The organism is Martinezella rhizogenes (assembly GCF_000799715.1).
Taxonomy (GTDB): Bacteria; Pseudomonadota; Alphaproteobacteria; order Rhizobiales; family Rhizobiaceae; genus Rhizobium; species Rhizobium rhizogenes_C.
This window is the reverse complement of sequence record NZ_JUHG01000013.1, coordinates 655,645-672,129: the sequence shown is the minus strand read 5'-3', so window position 1 is coordinate 672,129 and position 16,485 is coordinate 655,645. Positions and strand designations below refer to the sequence as shown.

General features: G+C 59.0%; 14 protein-coding genes and 1 pseudogene. 8 read left to right on the top strand and 7 right to left on the bottom strand.

The genetic code is table 11. The features are described 5' to 3' along the window. Positions 1–196: 196 nt before the first annotated feature. Positions 197–1,270, bottom strand: coding sequence for a tartrate dehydrogenase (locus EX00_RS15025; RefSeq protein ID WP_047459164.1), 1,074 nt, complete (start codon positions 1,268–1,270; stop codon positions 197–199). 24 nt (positions 1,271–1,294) lie between these two features. Further along, positions 1,295–2,605 (bottom strand): MFS transporter, encoded by a 1,311-nt coding sequence (locus tag EX00_RS15020; protein WP_047459162.1) that lies wholly within the window; start codon positions 2,603–2,605, stop codon positions 1,295–1,297. Between the two features lie 123 nt (positions 2,606–2,728). Here EX00_RS15020 and EX00_RS15015 point away from each other — a divergent pair, with 123 nt between their 5' ends. After that, positions 2,729–3,643 (top strand): LysR family transcriptional regulator, encoded by a 915-nt coding sequence (locus tag EX00_RS15015; protein WP_047459159.1) that lies wholly within the window; start codon positions 2,729–2,731, stop codon positions 3,641–3,643. Positions 3,644–3,849: 206 nt separating this feature from the next. Here the strand turns inward: EX00_RS15015 and EX00_RS15010 are convergent, their stop codons facing one another. The 3 genes and pseudogenes from EX00_RS15010 to EX00_RS15000 all read right to left on the bottom strand — a co-directional run bounded on the left by EX00_RS15010 (position 3,850) and on the right by EX00_RS15000 (position 6,474). Continuing rightward, positions 3,850–5,148, bottom strand: a complete 1,299-nt coding sequence (locus EX00_RS15010) for a DUF3422 domain-containing protein (protein WP_047459156.1) — start codon at positions 5,146–5,148, stop codon at positions 3,850–3,852. A 99-nt stretch (positions 5,149–5,247) separates the two neighbouring features. Further along, positions 5,248–5,361: pseudogene (locus tag EX00_RS31995) on the bottom strand (HAD family hydrolase); the annotation flags it as partial. Between the two features lie 216 nt (positions 5,362–5,577). Beyond that, positions 5,578–6,474 carry a bestrophin family protein gene (locus tag EX00_RS15000; RefSeq protein WP_047459151.1) on the bottom strand — a complete coding sequence of 299 codons (897 nt, stop codon included), beginning with the start codon at positions 6,472–6,474 and terminating at the stop codon, positions 5,578–5,580. Between the two features lie 364 nt (positions 6,475–6,838). Here EX00_RS15000 and EX00_RS14995 point away from each other — a divergent pair, with 364 nt between their 5' ends. The 7 genes from EX00_RS14995 (at position 6,839) to grpE (ending at position 14,393) form a co-directional block, all read left to right on the top strand. Further along, complete coding sequence (locus EX00_RS14995; protein WP_047459148.1) at positions 6,839–9,106, top strand: FdhF/YdeP family oxidoreductase; 2,268 nt, start codon at positions 6,839–6,841, stop codon at positions 9,104–9,106. Positions 9,107–9,199: 93 nt separating this feature from the next. Beyond that, positions 9,200–10,612, top strand: coding sequence for a cytochrome ubiquinol oxidase subunit I (locus tag EX00_RS14990; RefSeq protein WP_047460354.1), 1,413 nt, complete (start codon positions 9,200–9,202; stop codon positions 10,610–10,612). A 1-nt stretch (position 10,613) separates the two neighbouring features. After that, positions 10,614–11,621 carry a cytochrome d ubiquinol oxidase subunit II gene (gene cydB / locus EX00_RS14985; protein ID WP_202903716.1) on the top strand — a complete coding sequence of 336 codons (1,008 nt, stop codon included), beginning with the start codon at positions 10,614–10,616 and terminating at the stop codon, positions 11,619–11,621. Beyond that, complete coding sequence (locus EX00_RS31080; RefSeq protein WP_080761250.1) at positions 11,621–11,737, top strand: DUF2474 family protein; 117 nt, start codon at positions 11,621–11,623, stop codon at positions 11,735–11,737. The genes cydB and EX00_RS31080 overlap by 1 nt, the downstream gene beginning before the upstream one ends. Positions 11,738–11,792: 55 nt before the next feature. Beyond that, the gene (locus tag EX00_RS14980) at positions 11,793–12,758 is read left to right on the top strand and encodes a cation diffusion facilitator family transporter (RefSeq protein WP_047459145.1); all 966 of its coding nucleotides are present in this window, start codon (positions 11,793–11,795) and stop codon (positions 12,756–12,758) included. Between the two features lie 326 nt (positions 12,759–13,084). Then, positions 13,085–13,669, top strand: coding sequence for an HdeD family acid-resistance protein (locus EX00_RS14975; RefSeq protein ID WP_047459143.1), 585 nt, complete (start codon positions 13,085–13,087; stop codon positions 13,667–13,669). A gap of 58 nt (positions 13,670–13,727) precedes the next feature. Next, positions 13,728–14,393 (top strand): nucleotide exchange factor GrpE, encoded by a 666-nt coding sequence (gene grpE, locus EX00_RS14970; RefSeq protein ID WP_080761249.1) that lies wholly within the window; start codon positions 13,728–13,730, stop codon positions 14,391–14,393. Between the two features lie 45 nt (positions 14,394–14,438). Here the strand turns inward: grpE and EX00_RS14965 are convergent, their stop codons facing one another. Both EX00_RS14965 and EX00_RS14960 read right to left on the bottom strand, forming a co-directional pair. Next, a complete protein-coding gene (locus EX00_RS14965; RefSeq protein WP_047459140.1) occupies positions 14,439–15,008 on the bottom strand; it encodes a mechanosensitive ion channel family protein in 570 nt (189 codons plus the stop codon). 50 nt (positions 15,009–15,058) lie between these two features. After that, complete coding sequence (locus EX00_RS14960) at positions 15,059–16,267, bottom strand: molybdopterin molybdotransferase MoeA (protein ID WP_047459137.1); 1,209 nt, start codon at positions 16,265–16,267, stop codon at positions 15,059–15,061. Between the last annotated feature and the right edge of the window lie 218 nt (positions 16,268–16,485).

Genomic DNA, 16,485 nt, shown 5'->3' with positions numbered 1-16,485 from the left:
AAGCAATCGAATGGCTTAAAGAATGTGCATTTTGGCGCTGCGCGCCTTCTCTGCGTGATACGCGTGACTCAAACCTTCAGCGTTTCCATCCCCGGCTCCACGTTGGGAATCCGCGCGGCACTTGCCACGGCGGCATCGAAGAGGCGGCGCAGGACCGCGCGGCTCTCTGCATCTGTCCAGCGCATGTTTCCGCCTGCTAGATGTTGGAGGAGTGGATTGCGTCCACCACGGCGTCGGTGACGTCCTTGGTGGACGCGGTTCCGCCGACATCCGGGGTGAGGATGCCCGCGCCCGTGACGCGCTCGACGGCGCGCATCAAGCGAGCGGACGCATCCTGCTCGCCGAGATGATCGAGCATCTGTGCGGCGGTCCAGAAGGTCGCGACCGGATTGGCGATGCCCTTGCCGGTGATGTCGAAGGCGGAGCCGTGGATCGGTTCGAACATGGAGGGGAAACGGCGCTCCGGATCGATATTGGCCGTCGGCGCGACGCCGAGCGATCCGGCCAGCGCGCCGGCGAGATCCGAGAGAATGTCGGCATGCAGGTTGGTGGCGACGATGGTGTCGAGGCTCTGCGGCTTCAGCGTCATGCGAACGGTCATGGCGTCGACCAGCATCTTGTCCCAGGTGACGTCGGGGAATTCCTCTGCCACTTCGGCGGCGATCTCGTCCCACATGACCATGCCATGCCGCTGTGCGTTCGACTTGGTGACGACGGTCAGGAACTTGCGCGGGCGTGATTGGGCGAGCTTGAAAGCGTAGCGCATGATGCGCGTGACGCCGACGCGGGTGAAGATGGCGACCTCGGTGCCGACCTCTTCGGGCAGGCCCCTGTGGGCGCGACCGCCATGACCGGAATATTCGCCTTCCGAATTCTCCCGCACGATGACCCAATCGAGGTCGCCGGGGCCGCAATTGCGCAGCGGCGGCGTGATGCCGGGCAGGATCTTTGTCGGACGGACATTGGCATACTGATCGAAACCCTGGCAGATCGGCAGGCGCAGGCCCCAGAGCGTAATGTGATCGGGGACATCAGGCGCCCCGACCGCACCGAAGTAGATGGCGTCGAACTTTTTCAGCTGGGAAAGGCCGTCTGCGGGCATCATCACGCCATGCCTCTTGTAGTAGTCCGATCCCCAATCGAAATTCTCGACGTTGAACCTGATGCCACCGTCACGCTTTTCGAGCGCGGCAAGAACGGTGGTGCCGGCGGCGATGACTTCGGGGCCGATGCCATCGGCAGGAATGGTGGCAATGGAATATTCACGCATTTTTCTCTCCGTAAAATGTAAGGGTTAGGACCGCTGGCCCGCTGCCTCGATTGCCGATGCCTTGGCAGCGGCGCGGGACAGGATGAGCGTCAGTGCCGCCGACAGAACCAGGAGACCCGCGACGAAGCAGAGCCCGCCGGCAAAACCACCCGTCAGATCCTTGATCCAGCCGATCATCGAGGGGCCGACGAAGCCGCCAAGATTGCCGATGGAGTTGATGGCGGCGATGCCCGCTGCCGCCGCCGGCCCGGACAGGAACAGCGTCGGCATGCTCCACAGCGGCGGCTTCGAGCAGCTGATGCCGATGTTGACCAGGGTGAGTGCTACGAGGACCGCAAGCACGCCGGTTGCCCCGGCGGCAAAGGCAAGTCCCGCTGCCGCCAGCAGGCAGGCGAGCACCACATGCCATGTGCGCTCGCCGGTCCTGTCGGAATGACGTGCCCAGAGGACCATGGCGACGACCGCAAAGGTCGCGGGAATGGCGTTCAGGAAGCCGACCTCGAGCGAGGAAAGACCGAATTCCTTGATGATCTGCGGCGCCCAGATGCCGAGCGTATAGAGACCCGCCGACGTGCCGAAATAGACCAATGCAAGCGCAAGAACGCGGATGTCGACGAGACCTGCCCAAATGCTATGGCTTGCCTTGACGCCCCTGGCCTTTTGCTCGTTTTCCATTGTCTTCACCAGCCAGTTGCGCTCTTCGTCGGACAGCCATTTTGCCTTGGCTGGGCGGTCGGTCAGGTAGAACAGCACGACGACACCGAAGATGAGGGCCGGAGCCGCCTCTATCAGGAACATCCACTGCCAGCCGGCCAGACCCATCAATCCGTGCATCTGCATCAGCGCGCCGGAGATCGGTGAGCCCAGCACCGTCGAAAGCGGCGCCGCGGCCATGAACAGCGCCGTGACGGCGGCGCGGCGGCGGACCGGGAACCAGAAGCTCAGATAGAGGATGATGCCGGGAAAGAAACCGGCTTCGGCAACGCCGAGCAGGAAACGCAGGACATAGAAGCTGGTTGCCCCCTGGACGAAGGCCATAAGGCCCGAAACGATGCCCCAGGTGATCATCACCCGGGCGATCCAGATACGGGCGCCGACCTTGTTGAGAATGAGATTGGAGGGCACTTCGAACAGGAAATAGCCGAGAAAAAAGATGCCGGCGCCGAAGCCGAAGACGGTCGACGAGAAGCCGAGATCCTTGTTCATCTCCAGCGCCGCAAAGCCGATGTTCACGCGGTCGAGGAACGCGATGAGATAGAGCAGCATGATGAAGGGAACGATGCGAATTGTTATCTTGCGCAGAACGCGCGTCTCCAGCTCATCGGCCACGGCCATTTCCTCCCAGAATGATGACGTTGGCGCACCTCCTGCGCCGTCATCCAAGGATGTTGGAGAAGCTGCTTGTGGACAATGAAACAGAAATTATATAAATTATCGATATAATAAGAGGGCATATCATTGGAATTGCAGCAGTTACGTTGTTTCGTGGCGGTGGCGCAGGAACTGCATTTCGGTCGGGCAGCGCGCATGCTGGGCATCCTGCCGGCCTCGCTCGGGCGACAGATCCGACTGCTGGAGGATTTTCTCGGCACGCGCCTCATGGAGCGGACGACCCGCAACGTCATGCTCACGCCAGACGGAACGGAACTTTTGAAGGAGGCGAAGCAAGTTCTTGCACTGGTCGATGCGATGACCGAGCGTTTCCGTCATCGCCGGCATCTTCCGCGCACGGGGATCAGGATCGGCGCGATCGACAGCGCGGCGGCCGGGCTCATCCCGCAGCTCCTTCATGATCTGAAGCTGGAACACCCCGAAATCTCCGTGCAGATTTCGGAGGAAAAGACCGTTCGCCTGCTTCCGAAACTGATATCGGGCCGGCTCGATCTCGTATTCATCAGGCCTCCCGAAATCGTGGACCGGAAGATAAAGCTGCTTCGACTTTTCAACGAAACGGCCGTTGTCGCGATCTCCGACCGTCATCGGCTTGCCGATCGCATGAGCATTGCTGTCGAGGAACTGGAGGATGAACCGCTGATCGTTCCTGATCGCCGCTCGAGGCCGCATAGCCATGACATGACGATCAAGCTCTTCACCGAGGCTGGATTGACGGTCAGGATCGCGCAGATGGCCGACGAGAAGCAGACGATCGTCAATCTGGTGGCCGCCGAGATCGGCCTGGCGATCGTCCCCCAATGGACATCGCGGCTTGCGGTCTCCGGTGTGCGTTACATCCCGCTTCGCCCCGGTCGGGAACGGACGACGGGGCAGCTTCCCCTCTATGCGGCCTGGTTGAAGGGGGTGCGCGATCCCCTGCGCGATAGCCTGGTCGGTATTCTCATGAAGCATCTGGCGGTCTATTCGGAAAACGCCTGATGAGCGCATGCACCGTCTTGTGCCCTTCACAACGCTCAACCGCGTTCAATCCTGTTCTCTTCCCCGATTGAAGACATTGCAAGCCAGCTCGACATGGGGTAGTAAAAACATGATAATAATACTCAAGAAATTTGAGGGGTACAGTACGCATACCGCAAGCTCAGGCGGATGCAGTGGACGCAGGACCCGATATGAGCTGTTGGATCTCAGGAATCCAGATGACGGCGCCTTACGCTGCGCACGAAAAACCAGACGCTGACGACGATGATCGGCACGGAGATGCCCAACCCGATCGAAAGCATCGGTTCCACGATGTCGTGGCCTAATCCTTTTGCAGCGTAGTTGACGAGCCCAACGATGTAATAGGAGATGGCAGCCACCGAGAGACTTTCGACTGTTTGTTGCAGCCGGAGCTGAAGTTTCACTCTTCGATCCATCGATGTGAGCAATGCCATGTTCTGCCGCGCAAGTCCGACATCCACCCAGGTCCTTAAGAGCTCCGTGGTCCTAGAAAGCTTGATCGACAAGCTTTCCTGGCGTTCCTCGACAGATTTGCACGTCCGCATCGCCGGCGCGAGCCGACGCTCCAGGAAGGAGCCCAGGGTCTCGCCGGTAATCGGTTCCTCCCCCAAAGTGGCGATCCGTTCGCTCACGATGGAATCATATGCCGTGCTCGCGCCGAAACGATAGAGCGATTGAGCGGCATTGGCCTGCAGTTCGGATGCGAGACGGGTGATTTCGGCGAGCATCTCATCCGCGTTCTCCCATACCTGGCCCTTCATTCGTTGGGTAACGGCCCCGAGAGCTTCTTCGATCGCGCGTATTTCGGGCGACAAAGATTGCGCAAGCGGCAATGCCAGCATTGCCAGGGTGCGGTAGGTCTCGATGTCAAGAAGACACTGGACCGTTGCGCCGCGACCGAGATCGGTTAGGCCCCGATCTATGAGCAGCATGCGGGTGAGCCCATCGCCGTCCTGGCGAAAGTCGGTGGCGACTTCCGCCAATCCATCGCGAATCCGGCTGCGACAGAGGCTGGCACTGTCGAATGAGGTGAGCGCTGCTTCCGCCTGCGCACCCTCTGGCCATATTTCCAGCCGGATACCGGAAATGAAGCTTCCGGGAGCGCGGAAGCTGCCGCCGAAGGGGTGCAGCGCAATCACCGTCCAGGGATCCGCCATTGCGGGCCCGTCCCAAAACCATGTCGAAAATTCAGTGTGGCGTTCCCAGCGCAAGGTCCCTTGACCCCATTGCACGGTGCAGTGCCTTGACGTTCGATCCGGCACGGATACACCCTGAGAGCGGGCCATGTCCTCAATGGTCTCCTGATGACTGGTCTGGCCGGTCTCCATCAGGAATGCCAGCTGGAGGATCACACGCGGACATGTTACCGCAACGAAAGGGCGGGCATGTATTTCACCGAGCGCCTGGGCGCGATTTTCCGCCGGCGGGAACGACAAGGAGGCGGGGGATTGCTTCTTGCTCGCGACCTTTTGCTCTTTCGCCATCTATCTGCGACCTCTGACGTCATCGGTGTGATACTTGAAGTCAGCAGGGTCTTCGTAAACTCTGGTAGCGCCCGCATCCCCTGGGTCTTCCCGGCCGTTGGAGAGCTCGATGCCCCGTGCGTCCAGAGCTTCTTTCCGTGCAAGACCGTGTTGGCAGATGCTATCCACCCGTGTCGTGTCCAGGTCAAAGAGGAACGCGTGTTCGATGCGCATATATTCACCCTTCCTTTTCGAGGTTTGAGACTAGTCGGGACCGGTGCTGTTTTGCATGTTTTGTATAAAAGGAACTTTATATAAGAGGAACATGGCGGGCCACAGGCATTAGGCAATGTTTTCCGGAATGAGCCACGGCATTCTGGTCAAGTTGCATGCGCGATCCGGTCTTTCTCGTCTTGCCAATATCATCGCTATGGACCGGATGTGCATCGGTTATCTCAGCACATTCCTATGCGGCTTGATCGGATCAGGAAGCTCTTGATATCCGAGCAGCGAAAGCAGTTCACGCTCGACGGTTCGTTGCATCGCATCCAACGGCAGGGCATTCGGTTCCACGCCAAACGGATCCTCGAGCTGATGGCCCAGTGCATCGAGCCCGAAGAAGGTGTAGGCGACGAGAAGAACGGGCAGAAGTGTCCACCAGTCCAGGGAACCGGCCAGCGCGAACGGTAGTGTCAAACAAAAAACAAGCGCGGTGCGGTGGAGAAGCAAGGAATAGGCGAATGGCACGGGCGTAAGCGCTATGCGCTCGCATCCGCCCTGCACATTGGAGAGCACGGTGATTTGTCCTTCCAGGACCGAATAGTGAATTGCTCCGATCTGGTGCCCGCGCATGAGCGTCAGGCAATGTTTCCCGATTTGATCGAGCACCGCGTTTGTCGGGTTCGGATTGTTTGGACTGTGGCTCGCATCGAACCACTGCTTGATCGCAGCCCGCTCATCCTGGCCCCGCAAACGCGCCGCCAGCCCGGCAGAGAAGCCGCACAGACCGTGAAGGAGGAAGTTCCGGTCGCGCTCCTCCAAAGCAGAGGTCTGGCGTGCGAACGACCGACAGGCGATGATCAACTCCCCCCAGAGCTTCCGCCCTTCCCACCAGCGAGCGTAGCAGGCGTTGTTGCGAAAGCTCATGAAGACTGAGAGCGCGATGCCGATCAATGTGAAGGGAATGGCGCTGATCCGCGCGAAGATGCCCGGATGCTCCTGCGCCGCGAAGATCGCCACCACGCTGACGAGTGAAATCCCAATGAGATGAGGAGCGATCCGCGGCAGTATCGAGCCGTTGACTGCAAATATTATGTCCTTGAAACTGGGTTTCGAGCGTAAAATCATTTTGATATCCGTAGTGCCGCAAGCATTTCCTATGCGTCAGCGTCGCGCGCCTGGAAGAACCTCGCCAGCCGAGGTCATCAGCCAATGATCACTTGCGCGATCGCAGGCCGCTTTGGCCACATCGTTGCAAGTGCGATCGTGGGCAACCGGTTCCACGTTTGGCTCATGTGTCGCTTCCAGCAGGCTTTGCTGCATTCATAATTCGTGCCACATTCATGCGTGAAGGAAAGTCAATGGCTTAGCGTTTGGTCTCGTCGCCCTTCTGGACATTTTGTCCAAAACGACAGGACAATTTGTCTATAGATTTCAATGGGATAACGTGTTCTAATGTGCCTACGATCATTTCCGTGGGGGTGCTGAAGACATGGCCGACAACAAGCCTCAATACAAAACGTATCACCATCCCGCGGGTGGATGGGGCGCTGCGGCCGCGACTGCGAAAGTGTTGCTTGAGCAGAGCGTTATCACCAAGGGATCGCGCGCCCTGCTCGCCATGAACCAGCCGGGCGGTTTCAAGTGTCCGAGCTGCGCCTTTCCCGACGCCGATTGCAAGAAGACGCTCGAGTTCTGCGAGAATGGCGCAAAGGCTCTCGCGCACGAGGCGACGAAGTTCAGGGTTACCCGCGAGTTCTTTGCAAAGCATACGGTAACCGAGCTCATGGAGCAGTCGGACTATTGGCTTGAGATGCAGGGTCGTCTGACCGAGCCGATGCGTTACGATGCGGCGTCCGATCGGTACGTGCCATGCGACTGGGATACGGCGTTTGCGATGATCGGTGATCATCTGCGGGCGCTCGAAAGCCCCCATCAAGCGGAATTTTACACCTCGGGCCGCACACCGAATGAGGCGGCATTCCTCTATGCGATATTCATTCGCGAGTTCGGCACCAACAATTTTCCGGACTGTTCCAACATGTGCCACGAGCCGACCAGCCGTGGCCTGCCGCCCGCAATCGGTGTTGGTAAGGGGACGGTTATTCTCGAAGATTTCGAGCATGCCGAAGCCATCTTCGTCATCGGACAGAACACGGGCACGAATTCGCCCCGCATGATGACCAATCTGGTCGAAGCGCGCAAACGCGGTGTTCCGATCGTGGCCGTCAATCCCATGCCGGAACGCGCGCTCATCCGTTTCACCGAGCCGCAGGATGTCGTGCAGATGGCAACCTTCGGATCAACGCCGATCGCAAGCGAATTCGTTCACATCCGCATCGGTGGTGATCTCGCCTTGTTCAAGGGGATGATGAAGGTGATGTTTGAGCGCGAAGCTCAAGGCGAAAAGATCATCGACACCGATTTCATCGAAAAACATACCGTCGGGCTGGACGCGATCCGCGACGACGTCATGGCTCAGGAGTGGTCGGAGATCGTTAGAATCTCCGGGCTGGAAGAAGCCCAGATTCGCCGTTGCGCCGAGATCTACATCCGCTCGCGTGCGACGATGATCTGTTATGGAATGGGTCTTACCCAGCACCAGCAGGGGTCGCGGCTCCTGCAGCAGGTGGCGAACCTGCTTCTCTTGCGCGGCAATTTCGGAAAGCCCGGCGCCGGCATTTCCCCCATTCGCGGCCATTCGAACGTTCAGGGCGATCGCACGGTCGGGATCGATGAAAAGCCAACGCAGGAATATCTCGATCGCGTCCGTGATGTCTTCGGCTTCGAACCGCCGCGCGAGCACGGACATCATACGATCGAGTCCGTGGAAGCGATGGAAAACGGCACCGCCAAGGTCTTTATCGGAATGGGCGGAAATTTCGTTCGGGCGATCCCGGACACGGATCGATCCTATGCCGCGATGCGTAAGCTATCTCTGACGGTTGGGATCGCAACGAAGCTGAACAGGGGGCATCTCGTTCATGGGCGAGACGCGCTCATCCTACCGGTCGTTTCCCGTTCCGAACAGATACAGACGTCGGCTGGCGAGCAGTTCGTGACAATTGAAGATTCTATGTCCAACGTCACGGCATCTCGCGGCGTTTTGACGCCGGCAAGCCCGCACGCTCTTCCGGAGGTGGAAATCGTCTGTCGCATGGCGCTTGCGACTTTGCCGGACAGCAAGGTTCCGTGGGAAAGCTATATCCACGATTACAATCTCATTCGCGACAAGATCGCTGCGGTCTATCCGGAGATCTACAGCGACTTTTCGGAAAAGATCAAAAATCCGAAGGGGTTTCATCTCGACGTGCCGCCGCGCCGCCTCGTTTGGCCGACGCCGAATGGCAAGGCGAATTTTCTGCTTCTGCCCGGTCTCGAGGTCAATGTTCCGATCTCCGACCCGTGGATGCTACGATTGGCCACTGTCCGCTCGCACGATCAGTTCAATACGACCATCTACAGCTATAATGACCGGTATCGCGGTGTTTACAACGACCGCATGGTTCTCTTCATGAATGCAGAGGATCGTGCTGACAGAGGGTTGGAAGAGGGTTCCCGCATCGCCCTTGAAACGATCAGCGACGATGGCGTGCAGCGTCGCGTGGACGGCTTGACGGTCCTGGATTATCCGATGCCGCGCGGCGCCATTGCGGGTTACTACCCCGAGCTCAATCCGCTCCTGCCTCTGGAATATTATGACAAGATCAGCGGTACACCTGCCGCCAAATCAATACCAGTGCGTGTCGTCGCAGCCTGAGCAGACCTGAACTGTCGATCAGCCGCATGATCCTCGATGACATTGTCTTGTCGAGGAGTGTATTCTAGATTTTCCATGGGGGAGGAAGAGACGTTGCTTGAGCAGCTAGATCCGGTGATTTTGGCGCGTGCGCAATTCGCGTTCACTGTCTCCTTCCACTTTATTTTCCCGGCATTTTCGATCGGGCTTGCGAGCTATCTGATGGTGCTCGAGGGTCTATGGTTGAAGACGGGGCAGGGTGTTTACGCCAATCTCTTTCGTTACTGGTTGAAGATCTTTGCCGTTGTATTCGGCATGGGCGTCGTTTCAGGCGTGGTCATGTCCTACCAGTTCGGCACCAATTGGTCCGTCTTCTCGACCAAGGCAGGCCCGATCGTCGGTCCGCTCATGGCCTATGAAGTGCTGACCGCGTTCTTCCTGGAAGCCGGCTTTCTCGGCGTGATGCTGTTCGGCATGAGCAAGGTCGGCAAGAGACTGCATTTCTTCGCGACATGCATGGTGGCGCTCGGCACGCTCATCTCGGCGACATGGATCATTGCGGTCAATAGCTGGATGCAGACGCCGGCGGGCTTTGCAATCAACGCGAAGGGGCAGTTCGTGCCGGCGGGATCATGGCTGCCGATCATCTTCACCGCCAGCTTTCCCTTCCGTCTCGTTCATACGGTCATCGCCGCCTATCTCACCACCGCTTTCGTGGTTGGTGGTGTCGGTGCCTGGCATCTTCTAAAGGATCGCGCCAATCCCGGTGCTCGCAAGATGTTTTCAATGGCAATGTGGATGGCCGCCATCGTTGCGCCGATCCAGATCCTTGCCGGCGATGCGCATGGCCTCAACACGCTGGAACACCAGCCGGCCAAGGTGCTGGCCATGGAGGGCGACTATGAACCGAGCCCGAACGGCGCGCCGCTCATTCTGTTCGGGCTCCCGAGCAACGACGAGGCCCGCGTCCGGTACGAAGTTTCCATTCCTCATATCGGCTCCCTGATCCTCAAGCATGATCCTTACGCGGCACTACCGGGCCTGAAAGACTTTCCGCGCGATCAATGGCCGCCGGCGCATATCATATTCTGGTCGTTCCGGATCATGGTCGCCCTCGGATTTGCCATGCTTGGGATCGGTCTCTGGAGCCTTCTGGCTCGCGTCCGCAGGAGGCTTTACGACTGGCCGTGGCTACACCGTGCTTGTGTTGTCATGGGGCCGGCGGGCTTTGTCGCGGTGATTGCCGGCTGGGTGACGACCGAGGTGGGGCGTCAACCTTTCACGGTCTATGGCCTGCTGCGAACCGCGGAATCGCATTCGCCGCTCGCTGCACCCGCCGTTGCCATATCGCTTCTCGCCTTCGTCGTGGTCTATTTCAGCGCCTTTGGCGCCGGCACTTATTATCTGCTGCGCCTGATGTCCAAACCGCCCGAACGCGGAGAGACGGAGCCGCCGAACATGCCGCAGCGCGCGGCGGGCATCACGCCGGCGCCAGGCTTCATAGCGCCTTTGCCGGGAAAGGAATAACATGATGGCCAGCATTGATCTTACCATCGTCTGGGCGGCAGTCATCGGCTTTGCGGTGATGGCTTATGTCGTGATGGACGGTTTCGACCTTGGCATCGGCATCCTGTTCCCAACGTTTGAGGTCGGCGACGAGCGCGATCAGGCGATGAACTCGATCGCGCCGGTATGGGACGGCAACGAAACCTGGCTGGTCATGGGGGGAGGTGGGCTGTTCGCGGCTTTTCCGCTCGCCTATGCGATCATTCTTCCGGCGACCTATCCGCTGATGATCGCCATGCTGCTCGGCCTGGTCTTTCGCGGTGTCGCCTTCGAGTTTCGCTGGCGCGATCCGCGTCATCGTCCGTTCTGGGATGTGGCCTTTTCCGTCGGCTCGTTTGTTGCCGCATTCGCGCAAGGGATCACGCTTGGCGCGATCCTACAGGGCATCCATGTCGAGAACGATGCTTATGCCGGCGGCTGGCTCGACTGGCTAAGCCCATTCAGCCTATTGACGGGCATCGCCGTGGTCATCGGTTATGCCTTGCTGGGCGCGACCTGGCTCATCTGGAAAACGGAAGGGACGAGCCAGCATCATGCGCGTCGGGTAGCCTTCTGGGTCGGATTGGCAACGCTTATTGCCCTTGCGGCGGTGAGCGTGGCGACGCCGTTCCTGGCCTATGATTACTGGCGGCGTTGGTTCGCGATGCCCGACGTGTTGCTGACGGCCCAGGTGCCATTGTTGGTGCTCATCTGCTCCGCGACGTTTTTCTGGAGCTTGCGGCGCGAATTCGAACGTGCGCCGTTCCTCATGGCGCTTGCGCTGTTTTTGCTGGGATTCATCGGTCTGGGGGTCAGCATCTATCCCTATATCGTGCCTCGCGCGGTAACGATCTGGGATGCTGCAGCGCCGCGCGAGAGCCAAGTCTTCATGCTTTTCGGCGCACTTGTCATCATTCCCGTGATCCTCGTCTACACCGGCTGGGCCTATTGGGTGTTCCGTGGCAAGGCGGGCGTCCACGGCTATCACTGATGAGCCCGGTCTCCCCTCTTTGGAAGCGACTTGCGTGGATGGTGGCCATCTGGGTGGCGAGCGTTGCGGCGCTCGGACTGGTTGCCGGTGTGATCCGGTTATGTTTGCTCGGTTAAGGCTATTCGGTCTGGGTCAATGTAAGGGAGGTTCGCGCTGATATCGGACCCGAATTTGCATCCACCGTCATCCGCACGGCTTGTCGTTTATGCCGCTTTGGCCGGTAACATCGCCGTCGCAGTGACTAAGCTCGCCGCAGCCATCATCACGGGCAGCGCTGCCATGTTCAGTGAAGCGGTGCATTCGATTGTTGATTCCGGCAATGAAGGATTGCTTCTTTATGGCTATCGCCGGGCTGCCCGGCGACCTGACATCATTCATCCGTTGGGGTTTGGCCGGGAACTCTATTTCTGGAGCTTCATTGTCGCCCTTCTGCTGTTCGGGCTTGGTGCTGGCGTATCCTTGTATCAAGGCTGTCTCCACGTCATTGCGCCCAGTGCTGTCGAGCATGTCATGGTGAGCTATGTCGTGCTGGGCCTTTCCTTCATGTTCGAAAGCACGTCCTGGATTGTCGCATGGCGTAATTTCGCGAGGGTCAGGGGAAAGCTCGGTTTCTGGACGGCGTTCCGGCGTAGCAAGGATCCACCCGCATTCATGGTGCTGTTCGAGGATAGCGCGGCCCTCATGGGGATTACGATTGCCGCGGTCGGGATAGCGGCCGCCGACGTGTTCGAGATGCCGGTCTTCGATGGCATTGCGTCCATCCTGATCGGGCTTGTCCTTGCAGTCACGGCACTTCTCCTGGCAATTGAAAGCAAGAGCCTGCTGATTGGCGAGCGCGCATCGCCGGCACTCGTTGATGCAATCTGCCGGATCGCCCAGGAACAGCCGGGTGTTATCCACGCCAACAGTGCCCTTACCGCTCAGCTTGCGCCCGATCAGGCGGTGGTGGCCCTCAGCATAGAATTCGACAACATGCTCGACACCGGGCAGATCGAGGCCTGCGTGGCGGCGATCGAAAAGCGTGTCCAAACGACCCATCCCGATGTTATCGCGCTCTTTGTGAAGCCCCAAACCCTGGGACAATTCGAAAGCGCGAGGAAAAAGCGGTTCGGCGCCGACTTGTTTCCGAATACCTGATCGCAATTTTGAGCACGGGGCTATGTGCCGGTGGCGTGAAGCTGTCTTCATGACGATGCAGCGCAACTTCGCGTCCGTTCGGTTGTTTGGTGTAGCCGCCATCGACATTCTGTCCGTTTCCGATCGGACAGAATGTCTACATTCAGCAAAGAGGCGTACCGGCAAGCTATTGATATAGCTTGAATTTATACATTGGCACGTCCGTTGCACCGTGAACGGCTGCGCGAATAGGGCAGCGGTGGCTACGAAGCGCGAAGAGACGGGAAGCCCCATAGTCATCCCGTGCGGAGCGCCGGAAAGCACTTCAGTAATCAAAGGAAGGTTCCATGACGACTATCAATCGAACTTCCGCTCCCTCAGAAGTATTCGCCGAAGCGCGTGCAAAATGGGGGTGGTTCGTTGCCCTCGGGGTTGTCTTCATTGGCGCGGGGGTGATTGCGGTCGGCAATTTGCTCCTGGCGACGCTCGCGACGGTCTATTATGTCGGCGCCCTGATGGTCATGGCTGGCGTTTTGCAGATCATCCAGTCTTTTCGGGTCAAGACTTGGGGCGGCTTCATTTTGTGGCTTCTCAGCGGTGTTCTCTATGCCGCCGCTGGCGCTACCACTCTTATGAATCCACTTCTGGCGTCGTTCATTTTCACGCTATTGCTGGTGGTCCTTGCCGTGGCGGCAGGCGTTTCGCGCATATGTCTCGGTTTCCGGACAAGCTCTGAATCCGGCTGGGGCTGGATCGTTGCGTCCGGCGTGGTGACGACAATCGCGGGATTGACGTTCCTGCTTGGCTGGCCAGTTAACAGTCTGTGGCTGCTGGGACTGGTTCTGTCCGTCGATCTGATGTTCCAGGGCTGCGCGTTCATTGCATTCGGTCTGCGTCTGAGAACGGCACACGAGGAGACCGTCTCAACGTGAATGGTCGCCGGGCGGATAAGCGATATCGAGGAGCGACCCAATCCGTGGGAGAGATGAAATGACTGGAAAGACCAAACCGGAAGATGGAAATCATCAGGCAGCCAAGTCGGCTGCGACCGCAGAGCAGGCTGCAAAGACGGCACATGAAACCACGCGTGATCCATCTGGCGGAACCAACACCGGCCATGCCGCGACAAACGACGGTCACGCGGAGGCGTTCGCCAAGCTTGAGGCTGAGAATGCCGAATTGAAGGATCGCCTGCTTCGAGCCTTGGCGGAGGTCGAGAATGTGCGCCGCCGCGCCGATCGCGATGTGAACGATACGCGGCAATATGCTGTCGCGAAATTTGCCGGCGACATGCTGCGCGTGGCCGACAATATGGAACGGGCCATCGCCAGCATCCCTGCCGAGGCCCTTAAGGATGAGGGGGCGTTCAAGACGCTGATTCAAGGCGTCGAACTGACGGAAAAGGAAATGCAGCGCTCTTTGGAGAAGCATGGCGTCAAGAAGCTCAACCCCATGGGAGAGCGTTTCGATCCCAATTTCCACGAAGCACTGTTCGAGCTGCCTGATCCCTCCGTGCCGAACGGCACCGTCACCCAGGTCGTAGAGCCCGGATATGCCATAGGCTCGCGCCCACTGCGTTCGGCCAAGGTCGGCATTGCCCGCGGCGGCGTCCAGAGCAAGCCCACTCCAAGGAGGGAAGGCGAGCCGGAGGGTTGAGCCCCTTGAAATAGGCTGCATCATCGAACGCCGGTCGATATCGCCTCAAGTCTGCTGGCTATCGGCCGCCGGCGACGACGTATCTCCTGGAGCCACCGGCGATAGCTTGATCATCGTCTGCTGGGCCATTGTGCTGTTTGCGATGACGATGTGGCGCTGATCGTCGGTTTTCAGAACCGTATAGCCCAATGAGATGTTCTCAACCTCTCCCACCTCAAGTCCAGTCGGCGCCTGGATCTGAAGGCGATCGCCCTGTCGGAACGGCTTGTAGAGAACAAGGCTTATTCCAGACACCAGATTGCCGAGCGTCGTCTGTGCCGCCAGTCCCAGGATAACCGACATCAGGCTGACGCCGGCAAGCAGCGCGGTGCCCAATCGGTTCAGTGCCGGAACCAGGTGTGCGTAGAATGTTATCAATAAAACCCAGATTATCAGGACAGAGAGGTGGCTGAGGAAGGAGATGGTGATCTGGTCGATACGCTCGGATCTGTCATGCCGGAGTACCTCGATTCTCAATTGCCGAACCAACCAGGACAGGCATATCCCGGCAAGGAAAAACAGCCCCGCGAGTAGCATGGCGCCCATCAGTTGGTTCGGGTCGATAAATCTGAGCATCGATTGATTCTTCAAAGCAGTTGCCGGGCCACCACCATCCTGAAATTCTACTAGAAGTCCAGAACTGGAACCAGGAAGTTGGCAGGAAGGGCAGGGCCGCCAGCCGGCCGTCTGACCAGCATATCGGCACTCGCCAGGGGAAGTTGGGCGGACGCCGATTGCCGTGGAATAATATCGACGTAATTGCCGTTGCGGCGCGCATAGAGGAACATTTCCCGGGCATCCACGGCCGCCGCCGGCGCGGCCAGCGGCAACTCCCGCCAGTCAAGCGCGGCGTCGAATCCCCGACCCGAGAGGGCGCAAAGCAATGGCGCGAGGAACAGCCGGGCAACGGTCATCGCCGCAGATGGATTGCCCGGCAGTCCAAGCACATGTTTTCCGTAGAGCCGGCCATACCAGACTGGTTTCCCCGGCTTCATTGCTACTCCGGCGAACTTCAATTCAAGACCGTGCATCTTCAGAGCGGGCCGGGCCAGATCCCGGTCGCCATGGGACGCGCCGCCGGCCATGACAAGGACGTCGGTGTCAAGGCACGCCAAAGCGACAGCCGTGCGGATGGCCTCGACGTCGTCCGGCACGAGTACCGCCCCAACCGGGTCCGCGCCCCATTGTTTTGCCAGCAGCTGAAGTGGCAATGTCAGACTGTCGGGTATGCGTCTATCGGTTGAAGCCGCCGCTCCCGCTCGGGCAAGCTCGTCACCGCTGGTGATGATGCGCAGTCTTGGCCGCTTGTAGACATGTATGGTCGGCTGGTCGGAGGCGGCGGCGACCAGTAGTCTTGGGGGATCAAGCAGCGCGCCGGGATCAAGAAGAACTTGCCCTGCATGGAAGCCGGATCCCTTCAGCCGCACATGGAGTGCTGTGGGCACGGCGCCGACGATCCGGATAATTCCATCCCGTTCACCGGTCAGTTCGAAGGGGATGACGCGATCCTTGGATCGAGGCATGGGCGCGCCGGTCATGATCCGCACCGTCGTCTCCGGCGCAAGCGCATGAGGTGCCGCATCGCCGGGATAACTTGCGCCAACGAGGCTGAAATCTCGCCTGCTCGCCTGTACCGCACGGTCCTCTACGGCGAAGCCGTCCATCGCAGCAACATCCTCGCGCGGAGAATCGACGCGTGCTCTCATCGCTTCGGCCAGCACCCGAAAGCCGGCATCCCTGATCGGGGTTTCCTCCGATGTCAGCGGTTCTGCTTGCGAGCGCAAGATGGCATGTGCCTCATCGAGCGTATCTGGGGCGGCGCACGGTACTCCCACTACTGGCGTTCCCGTACTGTGGCGAGCGTCGTCTCGCTAAAATTCGATTTTGACATCTGATCCAACATCCTGCTGCTTCGTATGGTTGCCAGGATTTTGGCAGCAACAAGCGTGCCATTTCGTTACATACGCAATATCAATGGCTTAGGATAAGATTTTTCTTCGTTTTCAGACATTTTGTCCAAATGTCGGGAGAAACTGTCCGCAGCCTGGTGAAA

Excerpts from the sequence above, each read along its gene's own strand:
- EX00_RS15025 (WP_047459164.1), bottom strand. The coding sequence starts at position 1,270 with ATGCGTGAATATTCCATTGCCACCATTCCTGCCGATGGCATCGGCCCC.
- EX00_RS15020 (WP_047459162.1), bottom strand. The coding sequence starts at position 2,605 with ATGGCCGTGGCCGATGAGCTGGAGACGCGCGTTCTGCGCAAGATAACA.
- EX00_RS15010 (WP_047459156.1), bottom strand. The coding sequence starts at position 5,148 with ATGGCGAAAGAGCAAAAGGTCGCGAGCAAGAAGCAATCCCCCGCCTCC.
- EX00_RS15000 (WP_047459151.1), bottom strand. The coding sequence starts at position 6,474 with ATGATTTTACGCTCGAAACCCAGTTTCAAGGACATAATATTTGCAGTC.
- EX00_RS14995 (WP_047459148.1), top strand. The coding sequence starts at position 6,839 with ATGGCCGACAACAAGCCTCAATACAAAACGTATCACCATCCCGCGGGT.
- cydB (WP_202903716.1), top strand. The coding sequence starts at position 10,614 with ATGATGGCCAGCATTGATCTTACCATCGTCTGGGCGGCAGTCATCGGC.
- EX00_RS31080 (WP_080761250.1), top strand. The coding sequence starts at position 11,621 with ATGAGCCCGGTCTCCCCTCTTTGGAAGCGACTTGCGTGGATGGTGGCC.
- EX00_RS14975 (WP_047459143.1), top strand. The coding sequence starts at position 13,085 with ATGACGACTATCAATCGAACTTCCGCTCCCTCAGAAGTATTCGCCGAA.
- grpE (WP_080761249.1), top strand. The coding sequence starts at position 13,728 with ATGACTGGAAAGACCAAACCGGAAGATGGAAATCATCAGGCAGCCAAG.
- EX00_RS14965 (WP_047459140.1), bottom strand. The coding sequence starts at position 15,008 with ATGCTCAGATTTATCGACCCGAACCAACTGATGGGCGCCATGCTACTC.